Annotated in this window: 2 protein-coding genes; both read right to left on the bottom strand. The window is 57.0% G+C overall.

Annotated elements, in window-relative coordinates; all coding sequences use genetic code 11:
• Positions 1–48: 48 nt before the first annotated feature.
• Positions 49–1593, bottom strand: a complete 1545-nt coding sequence (gene tnpC, locus KRX52_RS14590) for an IS66 family transposase (RefSeq protein WP_217682452.1) — start codon at positions 1591–1593, stop codon at positions 49–51.
• Positions 1594–1611: 18 nt separating this feature from the next.
• Positions 1612–1971, bottom strand: coding sequence for an IS66 family insertion sequence element accessory protein TnpB (gene tnpB / locus KRX52_RS14585; protein WP_254797615.1), 360 nt, complete (start codon positions 1969–1971; stop codon positions 1612–1614).
• Between the last annotated feature and the right edge of the window lie 87 nt (positions 1972–2058).

Here is a 2058-nt window from a genome sequence, read left to right as displayed (position 1 = left end):
ATCGTATGCGATCCATAAACCCCACCTGCCCATCAGCGGGTTAGCGGTTTACTGTGGCATCTCTGACGAGCAGTTCCACGGCAGCAGGGCTTCGTAGTCTGCTACTGAGGAAGCGTGCGGCAGTCGCTCCAGTACGTGGCGCAGCCACGTATAAGGCTCCTGGCCGTTGACCTTGGCGGTCTCGACCAAACTGTAGATCTTCGCGCTGGCACTGGCACCGTTGACGGTATCGCTGAACAGCCAGGCCTTGCGCCCGATGACAAACGGCTTGATCGCTCTTTCGGCGGCATTGTTGTCGATGGGCAAGTAACCCGCTTCGACATAGCGTTCCAGCCGGCTCCAGTTATTCGCCAGATAATGCACGGCCTTTCCCAACGCACTTTGGGCTGTCACCTGCGACTGGGTTTTATCCAGCCAACTTTTCAGTTGCGCCAGGATCGGCAGGCTCTTTTCCTGACGACCGATAAATCGCTGTTCATCGCTGACGTCCTTGAGCTCCCGCTCGATGCCGTACAGCTTGTTGATCATCGTCAGCGCGATATCGGCCCTTCCCGTCTTCCCCTTGGGCTGCACTTTTTGCGCGTCCACGAACTTGCGTCGTGCATGGGCCATGCACGCCAGACGCTCCACGCCCGGCTGCAACGCCAAGGCGTTATAACCGGCGTAATCGTCGGTCATGACATAACCGCGATAACTGTCCAGCAAGCGCAGCGGCACCTCCTGCGCACGACTGGACGTGTAGTCAAACAACACGACTTTGCGATCCGGCGGGCCACTGGCTTGTACCCACATCCAGGATTGACTGGTCGGGTCTCGATCCGGTTCTTTCAGCACCTGCACGCGCGTTTCATCGCAGTGGATGACCGGGCTTTCCAGCAGTCGATCACGCATCAAGTTGATCAGCGGCTGGAAGTATTCGCTGCACTGGATAATCCAGCGAGCCAGCGTTTGCCGAGGGATCTCGATACCGTGGCGGCTCAGCACACTTTCAAACCGGTGCAACGGTAAACCGTCGACATACTTGGTGGTAAGCAGCATGGCCAATACGCTCGGGCTGGCCATGCTCTTTTCGATCACTTGCGCAGGTTTGTCAGCTGTCACCGGGGCTGCTTCGCAGCCCCGGCAACCATAGACCTTGCGGATATGTTTGATGACGCGGATCTGCATCGGCACGATGTCCAGCTGCTCGCTGGTCTCTTCGCCGATGGCGTGTTTGCGGCAACCGCAGGCACAGGTCAGTTCGTGTTCGGGCAGTTCGTGGATGACTTCGATACGCGGCAAATCAGCCGACAACGGCTTGCGTTTGCCACGGCGAGGTGTCGGTGCAACGACTTCTTCATCAGCATCACCGACTGAAGGCATCGGCTCACTTTCAGGTTCGTTGAACAAGGCCAGTTGCGGCGTATTGGGCTCAACGGTTTGCTCGGACTTGCGCCCAAACAGACGGTCGCGCAACAACTTGATCTGTTCTTTCAGGTCGACAATGTGGGTCTGGTAAGCCTGGGCGGATTCCTCCTGGCGAGTGAGCGCCTCAAGCAGCAGTTGCTTGAGCAGGACAGGATCATCAGGAAGGTCATCGGGCAAAGAAATCATGGCCCGGATTATACCGGGTCACGCCACGTAGCGCGGGGTCAAAACTTGATGAGGGCGGTTGCGCCAGAGATCAAAACCGTCGAGCAACCAGTTCAGGTCCTGGACGCTGAGGACAATCGCCGTGTCAGTGGCATCGGGCGATGTTTTGAAACGCTCCGACTCCAGGCGTTTGAGCCAAAGGCAGAAGCCGTTGCGCTCCCAATACAATATCTTCACTCGATTACGGGGTTTGTTGAGGAAAACGAAAAGTACGGGGTCGAACACCGCCACCTTGATATCCAGCTCGACCAGCGCGGCGAGGCCGTCGATGGATTTTCGGAAATCGACAGGTTTGGGATAAAGATAGACTTTTTCGACTTTGGCGTCGGGTCGCATCATGGCGAGGCTGGCTCCAGAAAGAGATCGGGAGCACAGCATCAGGCATCAGCTTTTCGCTTTGAATGTGGGGTTTGTGGAGCACTTACG

It is taken from the genome of Geopseudomonas aromaticivorans (assembly GCF_019097855.1).
GTDB lineage: Bacteria > Pseudomonadota > Gammaproteobacteria > Pseudomonadales > Pseudomonadaceae > Geopseudomonas > Geopseudomonas aromaticivorans.
Note: the sequence above shows the minus strand (reverse complement) of the source record. Positions and strands in the feature narration are given on the sequence as shown.